Origin of the sequence: Streptomyces sp. NPDC048411 (genome assembly GCF_040704695.1) — a bacterium.
In the GTDB taxonomy this organism is placed as follows: Bacteria; Actinomycetota; Actinomycetes; order Streptomycetales; family Streptomycetaceae; genus Streptomyces.
This window is the reverse complement of sequence record NZ_JBEZKL010000004.1, coordinates 112748-133855: the sequence shown is the minus strand read 5'-3', so window position 1 is coordinate 133855 and position 21108 is coordinate 112748. Positions and strand designations below refer to the sequence as shown.

Genomic DNA, 21108 nt, shown 5'->3' with positions numbered 1-21108 from the left:
GCTGTGCACACATTTGCCGACTCTGCGTAACTCTTGGGGCCGCCCGGCAGTTCTTCGGGCATGGCCTTCACCGTCCCGCCCCCACGCGCAGCGCTCGCCGACGAGCGCACCGCTGACTCTGCGTGGTGGTACGAGCACGAACTCGGCTGGCCGACGGAAGGGACCGCTCCGGTGTGGTTGCCGACCGGGCTGCGGTTCGACGTCCTGGAACTGCCTGCGGCCGCGGGGTACGCGGCGCTGCGGCGCTTGGGGCACACAGGACCCGTGGCGCTGACGGGGCGGACCATGGGGCTGCTGGTGGCCGCGGGGAGCGCCGACGAGCTGCCGGGGCTGCTCGACTGGCTGGAGTGGGGCGGGGTCTCCCTCGCGCTGACCGCCGTCGGTACGGGCGGGCGGATCATCGCACCGACGCCGCCCGGCTGGGCGCCTCGCTCGCCGGGGGCCGCCGCATGGCTGCGGCCCCCCGAGCTGCGGCACGAGGGGAAGCCGGAGCTCCCGGCCCTCGCCGGCCTCGGGAGCAGGGGTGGGGGTGCTCCCGATCTCGTACGGCTCGTGGACGCGGTGGCAACGGAATGCCACCGGGCCCGGTTGATGCATGCCCGGACAGGGCGGACGACAACGGCGCAACCGGCAGCGGAGCTGTCAGCAAAGGAACTGTCGACGGACCGGTCGGCAGTTCAGCCGTTGGCCTTCTCGTAAGCCTCGCGGATCTCTGCCGGAACACGACCACGGTCATTCACATTGTGACCGTTCTCGCGCGCCCACTTACGGATCTCGGCGGTGTCCTTGTTGCCACCGGTAACGGCGCGACCCTTGCCACGACCCGCCGCGGCACGGCCGCCGGTACGCCGACCACCCTTGGTGTACGGCTCAAGAAGACCACGGAGCTTGTCCGCGTTGATCGTGGTGAGGTCAATCTCGTACGTCTTGCCATCCAGAGCGAACGTCACTGTCTCGTCCGCCTCGCCACCGTCGAGGTCATCGACAAGAAGGACCTGAACCTTCTGCGCCACCGGATTTCCTTTCATCGAAAATGCAGTACGCGGAAAGGAAACCGCTTTTCCCCGGAAAACACAAACCCCTGGGAGAGGTTCAGGAGCGCAAGAACACGGGAAACGTGCGCGATTCGGACATAGGGTTCCGGCACCTTCCGACGGTCACAGGTGCAGAAGCATCCGGCTGTTACCCAAGGTGTTCGGCTTCACCCGTTCGAGACCGAGGAACTCTGCTACGCCCTCGTCATAGGAACGCAGCAGCTCGCTGTAGACATCTGTGTCGACCGGCGTCTCTCCGATCTCCACGAAGCCGTGCTTGGCGAAGAAGTCGACTTCGAAGGTGAGACAGAAAACCCGGCGCACACCCAGCCAGCGGGCGGTCTGCAACAGCTTGTCCAGCACTTGATGCCCCACTCCGGCGCCCTTGACGCTGTGATCGACCGCGAGAGTACGGACTTCCGCAAGGTCTTCCCACATCACATGGAGTGCGCCGCAGCCGATGACGCGGGCGTCCCCGTCGCGTTCCGCGATCCAGAACTCCTGGATGTCCTCGTAAAGCGTCACCGTCGCTTTGTCGAGCAGGATGCCTTCGCGCACGTACCCGTCGAGGAGTCGGCGGACCGAGGGCACATCGGCCGTCCGGGCACGCCGGACGGTGATGGCCGCGTTCATAACCGACGGTTCGGTACGGAAATCGGTATGCGGAAGCTCTGAGGACATGCCCCGACGCTATCGCCCGGACTCCGTGTCCGCGTCGTCGGCCGGGCGATCGCCGGTCTCCGTCAGCTCCGGCGATACGATCCGCATCGCGTCACTGAGTGCTTCCCGCTGCTCGGCTGACATCATGCCGAAGAACGCGACAAGAGCGGCGGCGGGGTTGTCGCTGTGGGACCAGGCTTCGTTCATCAGTGCGGCCGAGTAGGCGGCGCGGGTGGAGACCGCCGTATATCGATATGCGCGGCCTTCGACTTCCCTGCGCACCCAGCCCTTCTGATGGAGATTGTCCATTACCGTCATGACGGTCGTGTACGCGATGGACCGTTCCTTCTGAAGGTCCTCAAGGACTTCCCGCACGGTGACCGGACGGTTCCATTGCCAGACCCGTGTCATCACGGCGTCTTCCAGCTCTCCCAATTGGCGAGGCACAGCGTCACCTTAGTGCTAAATGTCTGGAATGACCGGTTATTTGCACAATAAAAGGGCGTGCGGCTCCTGATGAGCCGCACGCCCTTCATGCGGTACGTGAGGTGCGGAACGCGCCGTACCGGTCAGACGCCTTCGGTCCGCGGTGCCTGCTGCGCCGCCTCGGCGCGGCTGAGCGCCGAGTCCACGGCCGCGTCCTCCTTGGCCTTGTTCGGACCGCCCTGGCTCTTGACGATCGTCACGACGAGGCCGATGAAGAAGGCGGCCATCACCACGGGGGGCACGAGCGCGGATACATAGTCCATGGGATCCAGAGTAGCGATCCCGGTACGGACTTCCGCGCGACCCCTCCGCCGTCCGGCGTGGCTACCCCGCGGCGCGTTGTTGCGGGGGCGGGACGGGCCGGCGGCGGGGCGGGAAGACTTCCGAAGGCTTCGGGGCGGGGCGTTCGGACGGCGGCACGGGACGGGCCGGGGCCGCCGGGGTCTTCGGCTTTTCGGGTTCCGTGGTCGCGGCCCGGCCGCCGGGGAGGGCGAGCAGGCGGCCACGCGGGGCGGGTGCTGTCGCGGGGACGGCGCGTCCGGCGAGACGGGCCCGCACCGACCGCTCGGCGAGCACGTGGCAGCGCTCCAGGAGCGCCGCGGCAACCGGTCTGCCCCGTTGGGTGCGCAGGGCGGCCAGATCCTCCGGGCGGGGGTCGTATCCGACGGCCAGGGCATCCTGGAGCAGCTCCAGATAGCTGGTGACCGAGCCTGGGAGGGCGTCGCGGTAGCGGACGAGGTCGGCGAGGAGGAACGCACGCAGCCGTCCCGCCTCCCCGACCGCCTCGTCCAGGGAACTCGCGAGCCGCAGGCAGTCCTGGACGTCCTCGTCGGGCAGGGGCGCGGGGCGGAGGGCGTTGGCGAGGGCGCGTCGGAGCACACGCAGCTCGTCCGCGCTGAACGCCATACCGCCGCGTGATCCGTAAGGCGTGGGCATAACGCGACAATACGTGCTAAATGGACAAAATCCGTTTAGCTGGGCGACGGCGGCGCGGCGGCGGCCTCCGCGCCGCCGCGCCGTTCCCGCAGGTACCCGGCGCGTGACCTACATCCGGGCGATGTTGCGCTCGTACACCAGTCGCAGCCCGATGAGCGTGAGCCAGGGCTCGTGCTCGTCGATGACGGAGGACTCCCCCAACACCATCGGAGCAAGGCCGCCGGTCGCGATGACGGTGACGTCGTCCGGGTCGGCCGCCAGCTCGTTCTTCATGCGCTCGACGACGCCGTCGACCTGGCCCGCGAAGCCGTACACGATCCCCGCCTGCATGGCCTCGACCGTGTTCTTGCCGATCACGCTGCGCGGCCGGGCCAGCTCGATCTTGCGGAGCTGGGCGCCCTTCACGCCGAGCGCCTCGACCGAGATCTCGATGCCGGGGGCGATGACCCCGCCCGCGTACTCGCCCCGGGCGGAGACCGCGTCGAAGGTGGTCGCCGTGCCGAAGTCGACGACGATCGCCGGGCCGCCGTAGAGGTCGACGGCCGCGACCGCGTTGATGATGCGGTCCGCGCCGACCTCCTTCGGGTTGTCCATCAGGATCGGGACGCCCGTCTTGATGCCCGGCTCGACGAGCACGGCGGGCACGTCGCCGTAGTAGCGGCGGGTGACCTCGCGCAGCTCGTGCAGGACGGCCGGGACCGTGGAGCAGATCGCGATGCCCTCGATGCCGTCGCCCAGCTCCTCGCCGAGCAACGGGTGCATACCCATCAGGCCGTTGAGCAGCACCGCGAGCTCGTCCGCGGTGCGGCGGGCGTCGGTGGAGATCCGCCAGTGCTCGACGATCTCCTCACCGTCGAACAGGCCCAGGACGGTGTGGGTGTTGCCGACGTCGATGGTGAGCAGCATCAGACGCCGGCCCCGTCGGTGTCGCGGAAGTCCAGGCCGATGTCGAGGATCGGCGAGGAGTGGGTGAGCGCGCCCACGGCCAGGTAGTCGACGCCTGTGGCGGCGTAGGCACCGGCGGTGTCGAGGGTGAGCCGGCCGGAGGACTCCAGGACCGCGCGGCCGCCGACGAGCGCGACGGCCTCCTCGGTCTGGGACGGGGTGAAGTTGTCCAGCAGGATCAGGTCGGCTCCCGCCTCCAGGACCTCGCGGACCTGGTCCAGGGTGTCGACCTCGACCTCGATCGGTACGTCCGGGAACTCGTCCCGCACCCGCTTGAACGCCTCGGCGACGCCACCCGCCGCGATGACGTGGTTGTCCTTGACCAGCGCGGCGTCGGAGAGCGACATCCGGTGGTTGACGCCGCCGCCGCAGCGCACCGCGTACTTCTCCAGGGCGCGCAGCCCCGGGGTGGTCTTGCGGGTGTCGCGGACCTTCGTCTTCGTGCCTTCGAGCACATCGGCCCAGGCGCGGGTCGCGGTCGCGATGCCCGACAGCCTGCAGAGCAGGTTGAGCGCGCTGCGCTCGCCGGTGAGCAGGTCACGGGTGCGTGTGGTGACGGTCAGCAGCTTCTGGCCGGGGGCGACACGGTCGCCGTCCTCGACATGGCGCTCGACCTCGAACTCGGCCGTGCAGACGATGGAGAGGACGGCCTCGGCGACGCGCAGACCTGAGACGACACCGGCCTCGCGGGCGGTGAAGTCACCGGTGGCCATGGCCTCCTCGGAGACCGTGGCGACGGTTGTGACGTCCACACCGCCGTCGAGGTCCTCCTCGATGGCGACGTGCGCGACGTCCTCGACCTGGACCGGGTCGAGGCCCGCGTCGGCGAGCAGCTGGGCGAGGTCGGGGTCGAGACCGCACTCCAGAGGGTCCAGCTCATAGCCATCCTCCCCGCCACAACCGCAGGCGTCCCCGCAGCCGCCCGCGGCCGGTGCGGGCGCGCCGATCTGGATCAGCGGTACGTCCACGGGTGTGGGGCGCGGATTCTCTTCGGGCGTGCTCACGGTTACGGCTCCTTGGGAGTGGGGTGGTTCGTGGGTGCTGTTGCGCAGTCTGGCGCGCCCGTCGCGCGTACGGGCGGGAATGCCTCGGACTCCGTACGGGCCAGGACCAGCTGCCGGTCGGGGGTGAGCCGGACGACGAGGTGGCGGCGCCAGATCTCGTCGTCGCGCTCGGGCCGGTCCTCGCGCCAGTGGCAGCCGCGGGTCTCCTCGCGCTCCCGGGCGGCAGCGACCAGGACGCGTGAGACGAGGAGGAGGTTGGTGGCCTCCCATGCCTCGACGCCGGGCACCGCGACCTTGGGCTCGGCCGCCTCGGCGTCGACGGCGGCGCTGCGGTGCAGGGCCTCCAGTTCGTCGGCGGCGGTGGCGAGGCTGGCTGCGGAACGGAGGACTCCGGCGCCCTGGGTCATGATCCGCTGGATCTGCGGCCGCACCTCGGAGGCAAGGAGCGGGGAGGGGGCGGGGAGTCCGGCGGCCGGCATCACGGAGGCCGGTGCCTGCGCGGTGCGCGGACCGTTCGCGACGATGTCCGCAGCGATGCGCTCGGCGAAGACCAGCCCCTCCAGGAGCGAGTTGGACGCCAGCCGGTTCGCGCCGTGCACGCCCGTGCAGGCGACCTCTCCGCACGCGTACAGGCCCGGGACCGTCGTCCGGCCGCGCAGGTCGGTGCGGATGCCGCCGGAGGCGTAGTGCGCGGCGGGCGCCACCGGGACGGGTTCGGTGATCGGGTCGATGCCGTTGGCGCGGCAGGCCGCCAGGATCGTGGGGAACCGGTGCTCCCACATCTCGGCGCCGAAGTGGCGGGCGTCGAGATACATGTGGTCCGTGCCGTGCAGCTGCATCTGGCGGGTGATGGCCTTGGCGACGATGTCGCGGGGGGCCAGCTCCGCCAGTTCGTGCTGTCCGACCATGAACCGCGTACCGGACGCGTCGACGAGATGGGCGCCCTCGCCCCGTACCGCTTCCGATACGAGGGGCTGCTGGCCCTCGGAGTCCGCGCCGAGGAAGAGGACCGTCGGGTGGAACTGGACGAACTCGAGGTCGGAGACCTCCGCGCCGGCCCGCAGGGCGAGCGCGACACCGTCGCCGGTGGAGACCGGCGGGTTGGTGGTGGCGGAGAAGACCTGGCCCATGCCGCCGGTGGCAAGGACCACCGCGGGGGCGTGGACCGCGCCGACGCCGTCGTGCTGGCCCTCGCCCATAACGTGCAGGGTGACGCCCGCGGTACGCCCTTCGGCGTCCGTCAGCAGGTCCAGCACCAGGGCGTTCTCCACGGTGTGGAGGGCGGCGGAGCGGACCGCCTCGACCAGGGTGCGGGAGATCTCTGCACCCGTCGCGTCCCCGCCCGCGTGGGCGATACGGCGGCGGTGGTGGCCGCCCTCGCGGGTGAGCGCGATGTCGCCGGTGTCGGTGGTGTCGAAGTGCGCGCCGGTCTCGATCAGGCGGCGTACGGCGTCGGGGCCCTCGGTGACCAGGGTCCGCACCGCGGACTCGTCGCACAGGCCCGCGCCCGCGACCAGGGTGTCGGCCAGGTGCTGTTCGGGGGTGTCGCCCTCGCCGAGCGCCGCAGCGATGCCGCCCTGCGCCCAGCGGGTGGAGCCGTCGTCGAGGCGGGCCTTGGTGACGACGACGGTGGCGAGGCCAGCGGCCGCGCAGCGCAGCGCGGTGGTGAGGCCGGCGACGCCGGAGCCGACCACCACGACATCCGCGTCGATGGCCCAGCCGGGGGCGGGGGCGGTCAGCCGTATTCCGGTCACGTGTCGGCTCCGAAGGTCAGCGGGATGTTGTCGATGAGTCGGGTGGCACCCACCCGTGCGGCAACGGCGAGGATCGCGTCACCGGTGGTCCGGTCATCGGGGATCTCGGTGAAGTCAGCGGGGTCCACCAGCGCCAGATAGTCCAGTGCGAGCGGGGGCTGCGCGGCGGCCGCGTCGTCGAGGATCGTGCGTGCGGCTGCGCGCACCGCCGCGGGTCCGTCGCCGGGCCGGGCCCAGGCCACCGCCTGGGTGTCGGCGGCCGCGCGGACCTCGCCGAGGCGGGTGAGCGCCGCGGCCCGGCCCGTCGTCGCCGTAGTGGTCTGGGCGCGGGCCTGCAGCGCCTGCTGGGCGGCCAGCCGGTCCCGGGCGGCGAACAGGGCCCGGGAGAGAGCGAGGGCCGTGCGGCGCTCCTCGGCGTCGAGGAAACGGTTGCGGCTGGAGAGCGCGAGGCCGTCGGGCTCGCGGACCGTCTCCACGCCGACGATCTCCACCGGGAAGTTCAGATCGCGCACCATGCGGCGGATCAGCGCCAGCTGCTGGGCGTCCTTCTGTCCGAAGAACGCCGCATCGGGGCGGGTGAGGTGCAGCATCTTGGCGACGACGGTCAGCATCCCGTCGAAGTGTCCGGGGCGGGACGCACCTTCCAGACGCTCGCCCATCGCGCCCGCGTCGATCCTGACCTGCGGTTCGCCGCCGGGGTAGACCTCCTCGACGGACGGGGCGAAGACGCCGTCGGCGCCGGCCGCGCCCGCGACGGCGAGATCGGCATCGAGGGTACGGGGGTAGCGGTCGAGGTCCGCCGCCTCACCGAACTGCAGCGGGTTGACGAAGACGGTGACGACGACCTGGCCGTCCGGGCCCGCGGCGGTGCGTGCGGCACGGATCAGGGTGGCGTGGCCCTCGTGCAGGGCGCCCATCGTCATGACGAGGGCCCGCGGCCCCGTGCGTGCGCCGAACGCGTCGAGCTCGGCCGCCGTACGCAGCAGCGTGGTCGCTCCGGTCGTATTCATCGGATCCCTCCCGGTCCTGTGCTGCCCGCGCCGCCCGCACCGGTCCCGCCGTCGGACAGGACGCCGAGCAGGTCCTCCGCCAGTTCCGGCTTGAGCAGGCCGTGCGCGAGCGCCCGGTCGGCGGTGGCACGGGCCATGGCGAGGTAACCGGCCACGGTCTGCGGGGCGTGCCTGCGCAGCTCGCCGATGTGCGCGGCGACCGTGCCTGCGTCCCCGCGGGCCACCGGGCCGGTCAGCGCGTTGTCACCGGAGCGCAGCGCGTTGTCGAGTGCGGCGCCGAGGAGCGGGCCGAGCATCCGGTCGGGGGCCGCGACCCCTGCCGTGCGCAGCAGCTCCATCGACTGGGCGACCAGAGTGACCAGGTGGTTCGCGCCGAGGGCGAGCGCCGCGTGATAGAGCGGCCGGGACTCCTCCGCGATCCATTCCGGTTCGCCGCCCATCTCGATGACCAAGGCCTCGGCGGCGAGCCGCAGCTCCTCGGGGGCGGTGACTCCGAAGGAGCAGCCGGCCAGCCGCTGTACGTCGACAGCGGTGCCGGTGAACGTCATCGCCGGGTGCAGGGCGAGCGGCAGGGCGCCGGCCCGCAGCGCGGGGTCCAGGACCCGGGTCCCGTAGCGCCCCGACGTGTGGACGATCAGCTGTCCCGGGCGGACCGCGCCCGTCTCGGCGAGGCCCTCGACCAGGCCGGGCAGGGCGTCGTCGGGGACGGTCAGCAGCACCAGCTCGGCGCGGGCGAGCACCTCTGCGGGCTGCACGAGGGGCACATGGGGCAGAAGCGTGGCGGCGCGGCGCACGGACGCGTCGGAGACACCCGAGACGGCGACCGGACGGTGTCCGGCGAGCTGCAGGGATGCGGCGAGGGCGGGGCCGACACGGCCCGCGCCCACGACGCCGACGGTGAGGCGGGCGGGGCGGTCCCTCGCGTCGAGGGGCTCCCTGGGTGTTGTTGCGTTCACGCGGCGATGGCCTTCCGTTCCAGTCCGCGGGGGGTACCGGACGATTTCTTTGCATGCTACGCCAGCGTTTCGTCCGGACTCCCGGCCGTCCACAGGCTGTGGACGAGCACATGGATCGCCGGCGGGGCAGGGGCCGCGAAATGGTATGGGCGGGGGCGGCGCTCTGCGTGATGATCGTCCCATGGCAGACACGGATGAGCAGGTGCAGGTGCAGGTACGCGACGAGGTACGGGATGGCTCCCCGGACGACGAACAGGCGGAGCGCCTTCGCCGGATCGGCGCCTGGCGGCGGGCCGAGCGGGCCCTGGCGCGGCCGCAGGTCGACCGCACCCTCGGAGAACAACTGGCCGACCTCGCCGCGCACGCCGCGTCCGTCTCCGACCCGGACCAGCCCGTGGACATCTACGGCGACGGCGTCGTCGCCCAGCTGGAGACGCGGATCGCCGGGCTGCTGGGCATGGAGGCGGCGGCGTTCTTCCCGACCGGGACGATGGCACAGCAGGTAGCCCTGCGCTGCTGGGCGGGGCGCACCGGCAATCCGACCGTGGCGCTGCACCCGCTCGCCCACCCCGAGGTGCACGAGCGCGGCGCGCTGGGGGCGGTGAGCGGGCTGCGTACCGTCCACCCGACGTCCGCGCCGCGGCTGCCCACCGCGGAGGAGATCCGCGACTTCGCCGAACCGTTCGGCACGCTGATGCTGGAGCTGCCGCTGCGCGACGCCGGTTTCGTCCTGCCGGAGTGGGAGGAGCTGGAGGCCGTGGTGGCGGCCGCGCGCGAACGTGATGCGGTGGTGCACATAGACGGCGCGAGGCTGTGGGAGTGCGCCCCCCGGTTCGGGCGCGACCTGCCGGAGATCGCGGCGCTGGCGGACAGCGTGTACGTGTCGTTCTACAAAAGCCTCGGCGGGCTGTCGGGCGCGGCGCTCGCCGGTCCCGAGTCCCTGATCGAGGAGGCGCGCACCTGGCGCCACCGGTACGGCGGGCAGCTCTTCCAGCAGTTCCCGGCGGCACTGGCCGCGCTGATCGGCCTGGAACGGGAGCTGCCGAAACTGGCTTCGTACGTGGCGCAGGCGAAGGTGGTGGCCGGGGCGCTGACCGACGGGTTCGCGGAGTCCGCGGTGCCGTGGTTCCGGGTGCATCCGGAACCGCCTCACACGCAGCAGTTCCAGGTGTGGCTGCCGTATCCGGCGGATGCCCTGACGGAGGCGGCAGTGCGGCAGGCGGAGGAGACGGGCGTGGCGCTCTTCCGCAGGTGGCACCCGGCCACCGCGGGGCCGCCCGGGATCTCGTACACGGAGGTCACGGTGGCGGAGGCGGGGCTGGAGTGGACGAAACGGGATGTGCGGGAGGCGGTGGGGGAGTTCGTGCGGCGACTGGCCTAGGGCCTGTCCGTCCTCGACCGCCGGACGGGGCGGCCGGTGGCGCCAGGGCCACCGGCCCGGTCAGCGGGCGCCCCGGTCGTCCGAGGACCCGTTCCGTCCTCACACGCCGGACGGGCCGGGACCGACGGGCCGGGCGGGGCTGCCGGACCGGCCGACGGTGCCCGGCGGGCGGCGGGTGAGGCGTTCTCGGAGGGCCGTTCTCCAGCGGCGGTACGCCGGGCGGCCTTCGATCACCGCTTCGAAGCGGCGGGCGTCGCGGGCCTGCCGCACGACCTCCCAGTCGTGCCGGCCAGGCAGTGGCGGCGGCTCTTCCCCGTGCTGAGCTGCGCGGTAGCTGTCGATCATGTGTTGCTGCATCGCGTCCATGACCTCAGCCTGAGCCGCTCCGGCAGGTCCGGCCCGTCGATTGACGACCACCGTCAAATGGCGCGTGACGCTCTCGCCGCACCCCGCACTATGGAGGGGTGAGCGTGAACATCGACATCGCGGGACTGCCGTCCGAACGCATCGTCTTCGAGACCTCGCCCCTCGCCGAGTTGGGGCTCGCGCTGCATGCGCTCTCCGAGCCGGGGCACCACCCCGGCCTGCACGGCTGGGCGACGGCGACCGGCAGTGCGCTGGAGCCGGACCTGGCCGACCGTCTGCACGAGGCCGAGTTCCTGTGGCGGAACACGTTCTCGGACGTCTTCATGGCGTTCGCCGGGGTCCGCGGCGGTGACGGCAGGACCGGGGCGACGCTCGCCGAGGACCTCGACATCCTCGACCGGCTGGACGATGAGCGGTTCGTCGCCTCCGCCCTGGAGTTCACCTGCGCCAGCCTGTACGGGATCGGCGCCCCCTCCCCGCTCAGCGACCCGGGCATGCGCGCCCGCGCCCTGGACATGGCGGCGGCGCGCGGTCCGCGGCAGGTGGAGTTCACCCAGCAGTTGCTGGCCAACCCCGCCCCCGTACGCCGCTGGGTCCGGCGCCTCTTCGAGGACTGCGACGAGGCGTTCTTCGCGGACACCTGGCGCCGAGTCCAGGTCCAGCTGGTCGCCGACGCCCGGCACAAGACGGATCTGCTGCGACGCAAGGGCGTCGGCGAGGCGCTGGGCGCGGTGTCCGCAGCGCTCTCGCTCGACGAGAGCGGCAGCCGGATCAGCGTCGACAAGATGACCGAGGGTTCGACCACCGCGACCGACCCGTCCATCGGCGCCGGGCTGACCCTCATCCCGTCCAGCTTCGGCTGGCCGCATCTGATGGTGCTGCACGCACCCGGCTGGCGCCCGGTGATCCACTACCCGGTGCACCGCCCGGAGCTGCCGTCCCCCGCCTCGGTCGAGCTCCTGCAGCTGCGGATGGAGGCGCTGGCCCACCCCCTGCGGATGCGCCTGTGCCGCAACCTCGCCCGTTCCCCGTACACCACCGGTGAACTCGCCGACTCGCACAACATCACGGCGCCCGAGGTCTCCCGGCATCTTTCGGTACTGAAGAAGGCCGGCCTGGTCACCACGCGCCGCCGCGGCCGCTACGTACTGCACCAGCTGGACCTGACCGTGGTGGCCCGGCTCGGCAGCGACTTCCTGGAGGGTGTGCTGCGGTGAGCGGCACCGGGCGCCGTGGGCCCGGTCCAGCCGCCTGCGCCTGAGAGCCTGTCGGGTGACCTTCGTCCGCCTGGTCAGAGGTCGCCCGACAGGCTGTGAGCCCGGACGGTCCCGCGGAGAGGCCGCGATGCCGGTCAGCCCGCCCCGCCCCCGCCGGCCCGCACCAGCCCCGTCTCGTACGCGAGGACGACGACCTGCACCCGGTCGCGCAGGTTCAGCTTGGTGAGGATGCGGCCGACGTGCGTCTTCACCGTCGCCTCGGACAGCACCAGGCGTGCCGCGATCTCGCCGTTCGACAGGCCCTGCGCCACCAGCAGCATCACCTCGCGTTCGCGTTCGGTGAGCTTGCCGACGTCCTTGTGCTGCGGTTCGCTGCCGCTGCTCGGCAGCAGGGGCGAGAAGCGGTCGAGCAGTCGCCGCGTGGTGGACGGGGCGACGACCGCGTCTCCGCTGTGCACCGACCGGATCGCGGCGAGCAGCTCACCCGGCGGCACGTCCTTGAGCATGAAGCCGCTGGCCCCCGCCTTCAGTCCGGAGAAGGCGTACTCGTCGAGGTCGAAGGTGGTCAGGATGAGCACCTTGGGCGCATCGGGCATGCCACAGATGCGCCGGGTCGCCTCGACACCGTCCAGCCTCGGCATGCGGACGTCCATCAGCACCACATCCACGGCGGTGGAACGAAGGTTCTCGATCGCCTCCGCGCCGTCGCCGGCCTCGGCGACGACCTCCATGTCCGGCTGGGCTGCGAGCACCATCCGGAAACCGGTGCGCAGCAGCACCTGGTCGTCAACGAGCATCACGCGGATCGCCATGAGGGTCCTTGTCTCCTGTTCCTGTCCGGCAAGGGTCAGCCGGCTAGTGGGCGGGCTTGAGCGGCAGCAGCGCGCTGATCCGGAAACCGCCGCCGGGGCGCGGCCCGGCGTCGAGCGTGCCGCCGACCATGCCGACCCGCTCCCGCATGCCGATCATCCCGTGGCCCGCGCCGTCGGCGCCGCCGTCCTCGTACAGTTCGTGCGCGGCGCCCCGGCCGTCGTCCTCGACCAGCAGCCCGAGCCCGTCGTCGAAGTAGACCAGCCGCACACTCGCACCGGCGTCCGGGCCCCCATGCTTACGGGTGTTGGTCAGAGCCTCCTGCACGATGCGGTACGCGGTCAGCTCGACCCCGCTGGGGAGCGGGCGCGGGGTGCCCTCGATCTTGAAGTCCACTGCCAGGCCGGTCTGCCTGACCTGCTCGATCAGTTCCTCGATCTGCTCGACGTCGGGCTGCGGAACGTACTCCCCGCTCTCCCGGGCGTCGCCGGTCCGCAGCACGCCGAGCAGCCGGCGCATCTCGGCAAGGGCCTGCCTGCCGGTGCTGGAGATCGTCTCCAGGGCCTGCCGGGCCTGGTCGGGCGCCGCGTCCATCACGTACGCCGCACCGTCGGCCTGCACCACCATGACGGAGACGTTGTGTGCGACGACATCGTGCAGTTCGCGGGCGATACGGGCCCGCTCGGCGGCCACCGCGACCTTCGACTGCGCCTCGCGCTCCCGCTCCAGCCGGGCAGCGCGCTCCTCCAGCTGGTCGAAGTACGCCCGCCGGGTCCGCATCGAGTCGCCGAGCACCCAGGCGAGCACGAACGGCACCGTCATGACGACGGCGACGAAGACCTCCTGCGCCCAGCCGCCCCGCATCTCGTTCGGCCAGCGCAGCTGTGAGAGAGCGGCCGCGGAGAGACTGCACACCAGCGCGAGCCGGGACGCCCAGCGTTCACCGATCGTGGCCACGGTGAAGATGATCACCAGCATGGCGAAGTTCGCGACGCTCGGTCTGACACCGAACGCCAGCTGCGCGACGCCCATCGCGACGGCGAGCAGCAGCATCTTCTCCGGTGCCCTGCGGCGCAGCGCGACGACCAGGCAGAGGCCGATGATGACCGGCACGGCGGGGAGCCGCTCCGATCCGCGGCCCGAGTCGGCCACCACGGACAGGCCGGAGAGACCGAGGAGGACGACAGCCCAGAAGATGTCGACGCCCGTCGGGTGTCTGCGGATGAAGTCGTAGAGGCGCTGCACGTGACCCAGCGTAGGGAAGGCCGACGGGTGACTGGGTCAGCCGAAGGGCCGATCCGGTTCCCGGGACCATACTCCCCAGGGTGGAGACTTGGCTCCGTGACGGATGAGTGGCGTGGGTGGCAGGAGGCGGCACAGGCCGCTTTGTACGGGGACGGGGGGTTCTACCGCAGCCCCGAGGGGCCTGCCGGGCATTTCCGTACCTCCGTACATGCCTCACCGCTGTTCGCCGCCGCCGTGGCCAGACTGCTGGCCGGGACGGCGCGGGAGCTGGGCACGGACCGGGTCGATCTGGTCGACCTCGGGGCCGGGCGGGGCGAGCTGCTGACGGGGGTGCTGGCGGCGCTGCCGGGCATCGCTCCGGCGGGGCTCGCGGTACGGGCGTACGCGGTGGAGATCGCCGCCCGGCCGCCGGGGCTTGACCCCCGGATCGAGTGGTGCGCCGAGCCGCCGCAGGGGGTGCGGGGGCTGCTGTTCGCCAACGAGTGGCTGGACAACGTGCCGACGCCGGTCACGGAGACCGACGCGGACGGCGTCGACCGGTATGTGCTTGTCCGGACGGTGGACGGCACGGAACGGCTGGGCGCACCGGTGACCGGAGCGGACGCCGAGTGGCTGCGCCGCTGGTGGCCGTCGGCCGGTCCCGGCAGCCGCGCGGAGATCGGGCGGCCGCGCGACGAGGCGTGGGCGCGGGCGGTCGCCACCCTGTCCGAAGGGCTCGCGGTGGCGGTCGACTACGCCCACGTACGGGAGGCCCGGCCGCCGTTCGGCACGCTGACCGGTTTCCGGGCCGGGCGCGAGGTGCGGCCGGTGCCGGACGGCAGCTGCGACCTGACCTCGCATGTGGCGCTGGACGCGTGCGCGGCGGCGGGTGCGAGGGGCGGCACGGAGCCGGAGGTGGTGGATCAGCGGGAGGCGTTGCGGGGGCTGGGGGTCAGCGGGGAGCGGCCGCCGCTCGCACTCGCCTCGACCGACCCGGCGGCGTATGTGCGGGCGCTGGCGTCGGCGGGCGAGGCGGCCGAGCTGACCGCACGGGGCGGGCTGGGCGATTTCGAGTGGCTGATGCAACGGGTCGGGGCCACCAGCCTGTCGAGCCCCTCCGGTGTTTGACGAGCGGGCTCCGCGGCGGCGCCCCGGAGGCAACGCGGCCCGGGGTCCCGGGCGGACGGGCCGGAAAGCCCGGGGCCCAAAGCGCGCGGGGCGGCGCGCAGGGAATACTGGCCGTATGACGGAGACGACGGTCGGCATCGGTGGCGCGGCGGAGAGCACCGACATGGTGCTCAACATCGGGCCGCAGCACCCCTCGACACATGGCGTGCTCCGTCTGCGGATCGTTCTCAACGGCGAGCGGATCCAGCACGCCGAGCCGGTCATCGGCTATATGCACCGCGGTGCGGAGAAGCTCTTCGAGGCGCGCGACTACCGGCAGATCGTGATGCTCGCCAACCGTCACGACTGGCTGTCGGCCTTCTCCAACGAGCTGGGTGTCGTGATGGCTGTCGAGCGGATGCTCGGCATGGAGGTCCCGGAGCGCGCGGTCTGGACGCGGACGCTGCTCGCCGAGCTGAACCGGGTGCTGAACCACCTGATGTTCCTCGGCTCGTACCCGCTCGAACTGGGCGGCATCACCCCGGTGTTCTACGCCTTCCGGGAACGCGAGGAGCTCCAGGCCGTGATGGAGGAGGTCTCCGGCGGCCGGATGCACTACATGTTCAACCGGGTCGGCGGTCTCAAGGAGGACCTTCCGGCGGGCTGGCTCGGCCGCGCCCGGGACGCCGTCGCTTCGGTCCGCTCACGGATGGACGTGTACGACCGGCTGGTGCTCGGCAACGAGATCTTCCGGGGCCGTACCCGCGGTGTCGGTGTGCTGTCCGCCGAGACCGTGCACGCGTACGGGGTGTCCGGGCCGATCGCCCGCGCCTCCGGGGTCGACTTCGATCTGCGGCGCGACGAGCCGTATCTGGCGTACGGGGAGCTGCAGGACACCCTCAAGGTCGTCACCCGCACCGAGGGCGACTGTCTGGCCCGGTTCGAGTGCCTGCTGGAACAGACCCACAACTCGCTGGACCTGGCGGACGCCTGCCTGGACCGGATGGCCGGGCTGGCGCCCGGTCCGATCAACCAGCGGCTGCCCAAGGTGCTGAAGGCCCCTGAGGGCCACACCTACGCCTGGACCGAGAACCCGCTCGGGATCAACGGGTACTACCTGGTGTCCAAGGGCGAGAAGACCCCGTACCGGCTGAAGCTCCGCTCCGCCTCGTACAACAACATCCAGGCGCTCACCGAACTGCTGCCGGGCACACTGGTCGCCGACATGGTCGCGATCCTGGGCTCGCTGTTCTTCGTCGTCGGCGACATCGACAAGTAGCTGCGCCGACGACCGGCGGCAGGACAGGGCCTACGAGATCGCGCTGCGCAGCTCCACGACGTCCAGTTGCTCCGTCTCGTCGTGCGCGGTCAGGTCGATGACCTTGCCGACGGCGCGGTTCTGCGCCGTCCCCGTGCGGTGCGCTGCCAGCGCCTCCTCGCCGACCACATCCGCGAGGTCCTCGTTCTGCACGGACTCGATCGCGGCGCGCGCCTTCTGCGTACCGAAGAAGTCGAAGCTGCCCTGCGGCACCGGATGGCGGCGGGACGCGGCGTACGGAACGACCGCACTGGCTGCCGGGACGGCGCGCGGCGCGGGGAGCGCGGTGGACGGGCGGGCCTGAGGCAGGGCGGCCGACGGGCGGCGGTGCTGCTCGACAGCGGCCGCCACGTGCTTCCCCTTGCGCTCCTCCGCCTCTAGGGCGCGCTCCGCGAGATCGCGCTTCCTGGCCCGCTCGGCGGTGCGGCGGGCCTCCTGAAGCGCGGCATTGCGGGTGAGGTCCTGCAGGGCCTGGGCGGCGCGCGCATACGCGGCCGGTGTCGGCGTGGAGCGGCCGGTGGGCAGTTCCTGGGGCGAGGCGGCCGCTTCGAGCGCGAGTTGCCTGCGTCCCTCCAGCGCGCTGGCCCGCTCGGTCTCGGCGTTGGCGTAACGGCGCAGCAGTGCGGCGTGCTCGCCGCGCAGACCGGCGAGCTCCACACGCTTGCGGCGCAGCTTCGTCTCCAGCCGGACACGCAGGGCCCGCGACTCCTCCAGGTCGGCCTCGAGCTCCGCGACGCGCTCCTCGGTCTTCCATTCGTCGTTTGCGCGGGCACGCATCAGTTCCGCGACGCGACGGCCGGCCTCCTGGTCCCAGGAGCGCATCAGATACGCACCGGTGACGGCGGCGGCCGCAGCGACGGCGACCAGTCCGCGCAGGACCAGGGGCTCGGCGAGGAGCCAGGCGCCTGCAGCACAGACGACCGACGCTCCGGCGACGACCGAAGGCGGAAGGATTCTGTGCAGAGGTGGCGAATGGCGATGACGTCCACGTGGCATGGCCTGAAATTTACCGTGTGTACGGGTCGCTTGGGAGGCCGCCCGGCGATCTGTTCCACGGCGGTTACCTGACGGGTTGCCCGACGGCCCCCGAAGCGGTCCCTTCCTACTTCTTGATCAGACCTTTCGACTGCAGATAGTCCTTGGCCACATCGGCCGGCTTGGCACGCTCGGCGTCGACCTTGCGGTTCAGTTCCGCGAGGTCCTCGGTGGTGAGCGTCTTGGTGAGCTTGCCGAGCGCATCGGCAATGTCCTGCGCTCCGGCGTCCTTGGCGTTGAGAACCGGAATGACGTTGTCCGCATTCTGGAGCTTCTTGTCGTCCTCCAGGAACACCAGGTTGAAGCTGTCCAGCACCGCGTCCGTGGTGGTCGTGAGGACCAGCTGGTCCTTGCCGTCCTTGACGGCCTGCTTGGACTGCGGGGTGCCGACTCCCTTCGGGTCGATACCGGTGACATCAATGCCGTACGTCTTCTTCAGACCCGGTGCGCAGAAGGGCCGCACCTCGCACTCGTCACCCGCCGCGATCTTCACCTTCAGCTTGGACGCACCCAGATCCGAAAGGGACTTGAGCTTGTTCTTGTCGGCGAATTCCTTGGTCACCGCGAACGCGTTCTGGTCGACCGCTTCGCCGTACGGGAGCACCTTCAGTCCGCGCGGGGCGGCGAGCTTCTCCAGCGCGGCGGTGGTGGCCGCCGCGTCACCGGAGGCGACCGGATTCTTCTCGGCCGTCTTCGCGCCGTTCGCCTTGGCGTTGAGGAATTCGGCGATCGTCGCCGCGTATTCGGGTACGACGTCGATCTCGCCCTTCTCCAGGGACGGCTCGTACAGTTCCCGGTTCTTCACCGTGGTGACCGAGGTGCTGTATCCGGTGTCGCCGAGGATCTGCGCGTACAGCTCGGCGAGCACCTTGGACTCGGTGAAGGCCGCGGCGCCGACGACGAGCGAGCCCTTCTTCCCCGAGTCACCGGACGCGGCGGAGCCACCCTTGTCCTTCTCCAGGCTGTCGCCGCCGCAGGCGGCGAGCGAGCCGGCCAGCGCGACCATGCCGATGACCGCGCCCGCTATGCGCGAGGTCTTGCTCATGATGTTCTCCGTCCACAGCAACAGGGCTGATTACAAGTCGTGTCGGGCAATCGGATGGGTCAGGCGGTCCGGCGGCGGCGGAGCGGCGACAGGGCCCGGTCCAGCCCCACCAGCACGGCCTCCACCGCCAGGGCGAGCACGGCGACGAGCAGCGCTCCGGCAACCACCTGCGGTGTGTTGTACGTGTTGAAGCCGGCGGTGATGATGCGGCCGAGCCCGCCCTGACCGACCATGGCGGCGATCGTCGCCGTGGCGATCACCTGGACCGCCGCAGAGCGCAGGCCGGCCATGATCATCGGGTAGGCGAGCGGGAGCTCGACCCGTACGAAGAGCTGGCCGCCCGACATCCCCATGCCGCGCGCCGCCTCGGCCACCGACCGGTCCACCTCCGTCATCCCGACATAGGCGTTGGTCAGCAGCGGCGGCACGGCGAACAGGACCAGCGCGCTGATCGTCGGCACATAACCGGCGTTGCGCAGCGGCGACACCATGAACAGGGCCAGCACCGCGAAGACCGGAATCGCCCGCCCCACATTGGAGAGGTTCACGGCCAGTGCGCCACCCTTCCCGATGTGCCCCAGGTACAGAGCGACCGGCAGCGCGATCGCGCAGGCCAGCGCGAGTGACACCCCGCTGACGTACAGATGCTCGCCGAGCCGGTGCCCCGCCCCGCTCTCCCCCGACCAGTTGGCGCCGGTGGTCAGCCAGGTCCAGGCCTCGCCGAGTACTCCCATGGGTCAGGCCGCCTTCACCTTGGCGACCGCACCCACGGCGTCGCGCGTCGTGCGTATGCGGGTCCAGGGCGTCAGCAGCCGCTGCACCCCGAGCAGCAGCAGGTCCGCGGCCACCGCGAGCAGCACGCAGAGCACCGAAGCGGTGAGCACCTGCGCCTTGAAAAAGCTCGGCAGGGCGTCCTCGATGAGGTTGCCGAGGCCGCCTCTGCCGACGATCGAGCCGACCGTGGTCAGCGCGATGGTGGAGACGGTGGCGATCCGGACCCCGGCCATCACCGCGGGCAGGGCGAGCGGGAGTTCGACCTCCCACAGGAGTCGGCCCGGCCCGTATCCCATGCCCTTCGCGGCGTCCTTCGCCTCCTGCGGCACGGCTTCGAGCCCGGCCAGGATGTTCCGTACGAGAATGGTCAGCGAATACAGCACCAGACCGGTGACGACCAGTGCGGCCGAGAGCCCGAACAGCGGCAGCAGCAGCGAGAACATCGCCAGCGACGGCACGGTGTAGAGCACCGTCGTCAGTCCGAGCACCGGTCCCGCAATACGCCGGCTGCGGCGCGCGAGCAGCGCCAGCGGAAATGCCACCAGGAGTCCGATCACCACCGAGACAGCGGTGAGCCAGATGTGCTGAACGGTCGCATCGGTCAACTCCTGGCTACGGGAACGGAGATACTCACCGCAGATCCAGTCGTTCGTCACCAGGCAGTTCTGTCCGGCCATCCGTCCCCCACCTCCCGGTTGCCTGTCCGTACTGATGTCTGGCGACTCTATCCCCGACCACTGACAATCACCGAGGCCGTTGTGTTCCAGCAACATGTCCTTCACAGAACACGCGCCACAATGGGGAACCATGATCCGTTTCGAGCACGTCACCAAGCGGTACGCCGACGGCACGACCGCAGTCGACGACCTTTCCTTCGAAGTGGCCGAGGGCGAACTGGTCACGCTCGTAGGGCCGTCCGGCTGCGGCAAGACCACCACCATGAAGATGGTGAACCGGCTGGTCGAACCGACCGAGGGCCGGATATTCCTTGGCGGGGACGACATATCCGCCATCGACCCCGTGCAGCTCCGCCGCCGTATCGGCTATGTGATCCAGCAGGTCGGGCTGTTTCCGCACAAGACGGTGCTGGAGAACACCGCGACGGTTCCTCATCTCCTCGGCTGGAAGCGGGGAAAGGGCCGCGAGCGCGCCGCCGAACTCCTCGACCTCGTCGGACTCGATCCTTCCGTTTATGGTGACCGATATCCGGACCAGCTCTCCGGTGGTCAGCGCCAACGCGTGGGAGTGGCCAGGGCGCTGGCCGCGGATCCGCCGGTACTGCTGATGGACGAGCCTTTCGGCGCGGTCGACCCGGTGGTCCGTGAACGGCTGCAGAACGAATTCCTCAAACTCCAGGCCCAGGTCCGGAAAACCGTGTTGTTCGTCACGCACGACATCGAGGAAGCCGTCCGGCTCGGCGACCGCATCGCCGTCTACGGACAGGGTTCCATCGAGCAGTTCGACTCCCCCGCGACCGTGCTCGGCGCCCCCGCCACCCCGTACGTCGCGGACTTCGTCGGCGCCGACCGCGGCCTCAAGCGGCTCTCCGTGACCCCCATCGAGGAGAACGACCTCGACCAGCCGCCCGTCGTCCATCTGGACGACCCGCTCTCCCGGGCGACCGAGCGGCTGCGTGCCGAGGGTGCGCGCTGGGCCGTCGTCCTGGACGCCGACGACCATCTGCACGGCTGGATCCCGGCAGGCACCGCCCTCACCGAGGCCAAGGGCACGGTCCGCGAACACGCCCGCCGCATGGAGGCGTGGCTCCCCGTCGGCGCCCCGCTCAAGCAGGCGTTCGCCACGATGCTGCAGCACGACGCGGGCTGGATCGCGGTCATCGACAAGGAGAGCACCGGCCGGTTCCTCGGAGTGCTCACCCCCGCCCGCCTCCATGAGGCGCTGCGCCGCTCGATCGACGCGGACGCCCAGGACCTGCCGCGCGCCGCCGTGAACGTGGAGACGGTGGCCCGGGCAGGCTCGCTCTGAGAGGAGCTCACCAAATGGGAGCTCCTCTGAACCGGGGGCACCCGCCCGGCATCTCCACGA

General features: G+C 71.1%; 23 protein-coding genes. 6 read left to right on the top strand and 17 right to left on the bottom strand.

All coding sequences use genetic code 11. From position 1 onward, the window contains the following. Nucleotides 1–60 precede the first annotated feature (60 nt). A complete protein-coding gene (locus AB0915_RS03025) occupies nt 61–699 on the top strand; it encodes an SCO3374 family protein (RefSeq protein WP_366689406.1) in 639 nt (212 codons plus the stop codon). Here the strand turns inward: AB0915_RS03025 and AB0915_RS03020 are convergent. From AB0915_RS03020 to AB0915_RS02975, 10 genes are all read right to left on the bottom strand, one after another. After that, the gene (locus AB0915_RS03020; protein ID WP_366689405.1) at nt 678–1013 is read right to left on the bottom strand and encodes an Lsr2 family protein; all 336 of its coding nucleotides are present in this window, start codon (nt 1011–1013) and stop codon (nt 678–680) included. The genes AB0915_RS03025 and AB0915_RS03020 overlap by 22 nt on opposite strands. Nucleotides 1014–1157: 144 nt before the next feature. Next, nucleotides 1158–1667 carry an amino-acid N-acetyltransferase gene (locus tag AB0915_RS03015; protein WP_366689437.1) on the bottom strand — a complete coding sequence of 170 codons (510 nt, stop codon included), beginning with the start codon at nt 1665–1667 and terminating at the stop codon, nt 1158–1160. Between the two features lie 57 nt (nt 1668–1724). Continuing rightward, the gene (locus AB0915_RS03010; protein ID WP_366689404.1) at nt 1725–2141 is read right to left on the bottom strand and encodes a BlaI/MecI/CopY family transcriptional regulator; all 417 of its coding nucleotides are present in this window, start codon (nt 2139–2141) and stop codon (nt 1725–1727) included. 122 nt (nt 2142–2263) lie between these two features. Continuing rightward, on the bottom strand, nt 2264–2443 hold the full coding sequence (locus AB0915_RS03005) for a hypothetical protein (RefSeq protein WP_366689403.1): 180 nt from the start codon (nt 2441–2443) through the stop codon (nt 2264–2266). Nucleotides 2444–2504: 61 nt separating this feature from the next. Then, nucleotides 2505–3086 carry a hypothetical protein gene (locus AB0915_RS03000; protein ID WP_366689436.1) on the bottom strand — a complete coding sequence of 194 codons (582 nt, stop codon included), beginning with the start codon at nt 3084–3086 and terminating at the stop codon, nt 2505–2507. Between the two features lie 138 nt (nt 3087–3224). Continuing rightward, the gene (locus AB0915_RS02995) at nt 3225–4022 is read right to left on the bottom strand and encodes a type III pantothenate kinase (protein WP_366689402.1); all 798 of its coding nucleotides are present in this window, start codon (nt 4020–4022) and stop codon (nt 3225–3227) included. Beyond that, nucleotides 4022–5065, bottom strand: coding sequence for a carboxylating nicotinate-nucleotide diphosphorylase (gene nadC / locus AB0915_RS02990; protein ID WP_366689401.1), 1044 nt, complete (start codon nt 5063–5065; stop codon nt 4022–4024). The genes AB0915_RS02995 and nadC overlap by 1 nt, the downstream gene beginning before the upstream one ends. Nucleotides 5066–5067: 2 nt before the next feature. Continuing rightward, complete coding sequence (locus tag AB0915_RS02985; RefSeq protein ID WP_366689400.1) at nt 5068–6819, bottom strand: L-aspartate oxidase; 1752 nt, start codon at nt 6817–6819, stop codon at nt 5068–5070. Further along, complete coding sequence (gene panC / locus AB0915_RS02980) at nt 6816–7829, bottom strand: pantoate--beta-alanine ligase (RefSeq protein ID WP_366689399.1); 1014 nt, start codon at nt 7827–7829, stop codon at nt 6816–6818. The genes AB0915_RS02985 and panC overlap by 4 nt, the downstream gene beginning before the upstream one ends. After that, nucleotides 7826–8785, bottom strand: a complete 960-nt coding sequence (locus AB0915_RS02975; protein ID WP_366689398.1) for a DUF2520 domain-containing protein — start codon at nt 8783–8785, stop codon at nt 7826–7828. Before AB0915_RS02975 ends, panC begins: the two co-directional genes overlap by 4 nt. Nucleotides 8786–8966: 181 nt before the next feature. On the opposite strand from AB0915_RS02975, the gene AB0915_RS02970 reads away from it, so the two are divergent. Continuing rightward, nucleotides 8967–10166 (top strand): beta-eliminating lyase-related protein, encoded by a 1200-nt coding sequence (locus AB0915_RS02970; RefSeq protein ID WP_366689397.1) that lies wholly within the window; start codon nt 8967–8969, stop codon nt 10164–10166. Nucleotides 10167–10265: 99 nt separating this feature from the next. Here AB0915_RS02970 and AB0915_RS02965 read toward each other — a convergent pair whose 3' ends face one another. After that, the gene (locus tag AB0915_RS02965) at nt 10266–10532 is read right to left on the bottom strand and encodes a hypothetical protein (protein ID WP_366689396.1); all 267 of its coding nucleotides are present in this window, start codon (nt 10530–10532) and stop codon (nt 10266–10268) included. A gap of 104 nt (nt 10533–10636) precedes the next feature. Here AB0915_RS02965 and AB0915_RS02960 point away from each other — a divergent pair, with 104 nt between their 5' ends. Then, the gene (locus AB0915_RS02960) at nt 10637–11749 is read left to right on the top strand and encodes a DUF5937 family protein (protein WP_366689395.1); all 1113 of its coding nucleotides are present in this window, start codon (nt 10637–10639) and stop codon (nt 11747–11749) included. Between the two features lie 134 nt (nt 11750–11883). On the opposite strand, the gene AB0915_RS02955 is transcribed toward AB0915_RS02960, so the two are convergent. After that, entirely contained in the window at nt 11884–12561 is a 678-nt protein-coding gene (locus AB0915_RS02955; RefSeq protein WP_366689394.1) for a response regulator transcription factor, read from the bottom strand. A 43-nt stretch (nt 12562–12604) separates the two neighbouring features. Beyond that, the gene (locus AB0915_RS02950; protein WP_366689393.1) at nt 12605–13804 is read right to left on the bottom strand and encodes a sensor histidine kinase; all 1200 of its coding nucleotides are present in this window, start codon (nt 13802–13804) and stop codon (nt 12605–12607) included. A 96-nt stretch (nt 13805–13900) separates the two neighbouring features. Between AB0915_RS02950 and AB0915_RS02945 the strand changes: the two genes are divergently transcribed. Then, nucleotides 13901–14911 carry an SAM-dependent methyltransferase gene (locus AB0915_RS02945; protein WP_366689392.1) on the top strand — a complete coding sequence of 337 codons (1011 nt, stop codon included), beginning with the start codon at nt 13901–13903 and terminating at the stop codon, nt 14909–14911. Between the two features lie 115 nt (nt 14912–15026). Beyond that, nucleotides 15027–16169 carry an NADH-quinone oxidoreductase subunit D gene (locus tag AB0915_RS02940; RefSeq protein ID WP_366133541.1) on the top strand — a complete coding sequence of 381 codons (1143 nt, stop codon included), beginning with the start codon at nt 15027–15029 and terminating at the stop codon, nt 16167–16169. A 30-nt stretch (nt 16170–16199) separates the two neighbouring features. On the opposite strand, the gene AB0915_RS02935 is transcribed toward AB0915_RS02940, so the two are convergent. From AB0915_RS02935 to AB0915_RS02920, 4 genes are all read right to left on the bottom strand, one after another. Continuing rightward, a complete protein-coding gene (locus AB0915_RS02935; protein WP_366689391.1) occupies nt 16200–17204 on the bottom strand; it encodes a hypothetical protein in 1005 nt (334 codons plus the stop codon). A 106-nt stretch (nt 17205–17310) separates the two neighbouring features. Then, complete coding sequence (locus tag AB0915_RS02930; protein ID WP_366133539.1) at nt 17311–18288, bottom strand: ABC transporter substrate-binding protein; 978 nt, start codon at nt 18286–18288, stop codon at nt 17311–17313. Between the two features lie 59 nt (nt 18289–18347). Then, the gene (locus AB0915_RS02925; protein ID WP_366689390.1) at nt 18348–19022 is read right to left on the bottom strand and encodes an ABC transporter permease; all 675 of its coding nucleotides are present in this window, start codon (nt 19020–19022) and stop codon (nt 18348–18350) included. 3 nt (nt 19023–19025) lie between these two features. Then, entirely contained in the window at nt 19026–19739 is a 714-nt protein-coding gene (locus tag AB0915_RS02920) for an ABC transporter permease (RefSeq protein ID WP_366689389.1), read from the bottom strand. A 130-nt stretch (nt 19740–19869) separates the two neighbouring features. Between AB0915_RS02920 and AB0915_RS02915 the strand changes: the two genes are divergently transcribed. Then, on the top strand, nt 19870–21048 hold the full coding sequence (locus AB0915_RS02915; protein WP_366689388.1) for a betaine/proline/choline family ABC transporter ATP-binding protein: 1179 nt from the start codon (nt 19870–19872) through the stop codon (nt 21046–21048). Nucleotides 21049–21108: the final 60 nt, after the last annotated feature.

Coding starts and splice junctions, on each gene's coding strand:
- AB0915_RS02935 (WP_366689391.1), bottom strand. CDS start 17,204: ATGCCACGTGGACGTCATCGCCATTCGCCACCTCTGCACAGAATCCTT.
- AB0915_RS03005 (WP_366689403.1), bottom strand. CDS start 2,443: ATGGACTATGTATCCGCGCTCGTGCCCCCCGTGGTGATGGCCGCCTTC.
- AB0915_RS02925 (WP_366689390.1), bottom strand. CDS start 19,022: ATGGGAGTACTCGGCGAGGCCTGGACCTGGCTGACCACCGGCGCCAAC.
- AB0915_RS02955 (WP_366689394.1), bottom strand. CDS start 12,561: ATGGCGATCCGCGTGATGCTCGTTGACGACCAGGTGCTGCTGCGCACC.
- AB0915_RS03025 (WP_366689406.1), top strand. CDS start 61: ATGGCCTTCACCGTCCCGCCCCCACGCGCAGCGCTCGCCGACGAGCGC.
- panC (WP_366689399.1), bottom strand. CDS start 7,829: ATGAATACGACCGGAGCGACCACGCTGCTGCGTACGGCGGCCGAGCTC.
- AB0915_RS02940 (WP_366133541.1), top strand. CDS start 15,027: ATGACGGAGACGACGGTCGGCATCGGTGGCGCGGCGGAGAGCACCGAC.
- AB0915_RS02920 (WP_366689389.1), bottom strand. CDS start 19,739: ATGGCCGGACAGAACTGCCTGGTGACGAACGACTGGATCTGCGGTGAG.
- AB0915_RS02995 (WP_366689402.1), bottom strand. CDS start 4,022: ATGCTGCTCACCATCGACGTCGGCAACACCCACACCGTCCTGGGCCTG.
- AB0915_RS02915 (WP_366689388.1), top strand. CDS start 19,870: ATGATCCGTTTCGAGCACGTCACCAAGCGGTACGCCGACGGCACGACC.
- AB0915_RS02930 (WP_366133539.1), bottom strand. CDS start 18,288: ATGAGCAAGACCTCGCGCATAGCGGGCGCGGTCATCGGCATGGTCGCG.
- AB0915_RS02965 (WP_366689396.1), bottom strand. CDS start 10,532: ATGGACGCGATGCAGCAACACATGATCGACAGCTACCGCGCAGCTCAG.
- AB0915_RS02970 (WP_366689397.1), top strand. CDS start 8,967: ATGGCAGACACGGATGAGCAGGTGCAGGTGCAGGTACGCGACGAGGTA.
- AB0915_RS03015 (WP_366689437.1), bottom strand. CDS start 1,667: ATGAACGCGGCCATCACCGTCCGGCGTGCCCGGACGGCCGATGTGCCC.
- AB0915_RS03000 (WP_366689436.1), bottom strand. CDS start 3,086: ATGGCGTTCAGCGCGGACGAGCTGCGTGTGCTCCGACGCGCCCTCGCC.